Origin of the sequence: Pseudoalteromonas sp. GABNS16E (assembly GCF_028598715.1) — a bacterium.
In the GTDB taxonomy this organism is placed as follows: domain Bacteria; phylum Pseudomonadota; class Gammaproteobacteria; order Enterobacterales; family Alteromonadaceae; genus Pseudoalteromonas; species Pseudoalteromonas atlantica.
In genome coordinates, this window is sequence record NZ_JAQREZ010000132.1 from 1 (window position 1) to 1,225 (window position 1,225).

Sequence of the window (1,225 nt, forward strand, 5' to 3'; positions counted from 1 at the left end):
CACGGCAAGATCATTATAAATTGAACTTATAGAATATGTAGTGATCAGATCAAGGCATAATAATCACCTTGGTCACGTAAAATATGAGCGCTACTTTTCTGAAACACTTTAATTCAATTACCGATCCTCGCATTGAACGCTGTAAAAAGCATGAGCTTATCGATATTCTCCTTTTAGCCATTAGTGCAGTAATCTCCGGTGCACAAGGATGGGAGGATATTGAAGATTTTGGGCATCTAAAACTTGATTGGTTAAAAAGATATGGCGCTTTCAACGCGGGTATTCCAAGACACGACACCATAGCCCGTGTCATTTGTCGGTTAAAATCAGATGAAATAGAGCATGCATTTCAATCTTGGATATCTTCACTTATTGAAACCACGGGTGCTGATATTATTGCTATGGATGGAAAAACTGCACGTCGTTCATTTACAACCAAAGATAGAAAAAGTGCTTTACATACCGTCAGTGCATGGAGCTGCCAACACCAGTTAGTTTTAGGGCAAACAGCCGTTGATAGCAAAACAAATGAAATCACAGCCATACCTGAGTTACTCACCATGCTAGATATTGAAAATAGCATCATTACACTTGATGCTATGGGCTGCCAGCAAGAAATAGCGAAACAAATAATTAAACAAAAAGCTGATTATATCCTAGCGCTCAAAGGTAACCATTCAGGTATGCAGAGTGAATTAGAAGCTTGGTGGCACAAGAGTGAGCGCGAAGGATTGACCAATAGCAACTATGATAAACATACCGAAATAAGCTCAGGGCATGGGCGCATTGAAACAAGGGTTTGTCAGCAATTGCTTATTGATAAAAGCTGGTTAGATAAAATCTACCAATGGTCTGGCTTAAAGAGTGTTATTCAAGTAACCGCTGAGGTTCACGATAAATCATCAGGTACAGACACGATAGAAACGCGTTGGTATATTAGTTCGTTAGCGTTAGGTGCGGAGCAAGCACTTAATGCGGTACGAAGCCACTGGCAGGTTGAAAGTATGCATTGGATGTTGGATATGAACTTTAGGGAAGATGAATCAAGAATCCGTAAGAAGCAAGGACCCCTTGTTTTTAACGTAATGAGAAAAATAGCCATGGCGTTATTTAAACAAGATACAACTAAAACAGCCAGTATGGCGAGAAAAAAGAAAATGGCAGGGCTAGACGATGATTATCGCTCAACCCTGTTAGAATCTGGGATTAAAATGCGCTAGCCGTG

Annotated in this window: 1 protein-coding gene; it reads left to right on the top strand. The window is 40.2% G+C overall.

What is annotated here, in order from left to right:
* Positions 1-83 precede the first annotated feature (83 nt).
* Positions 84-1,220, top strand: coding sequence for an ISAs1 family transposase (locus tag PSI06_RS20945; RefSeq protein WP_024602346.1), 1,137 nt, complete (start codon positions 84-86; stop codon positions 1,218-1,220).
* Positions 1,221-1,225: the final 5 nt, after the last annotated feature.

Excerpts from the sequence above, each read along its gene's own strand:
- PSI06_RS20945 (WP_024602346.1), top strand. The coding sequence starts at position 84 with ATGAGCGCTACTTTTCTGAAACACTTTAATTCAATTACCGATCCTCGC.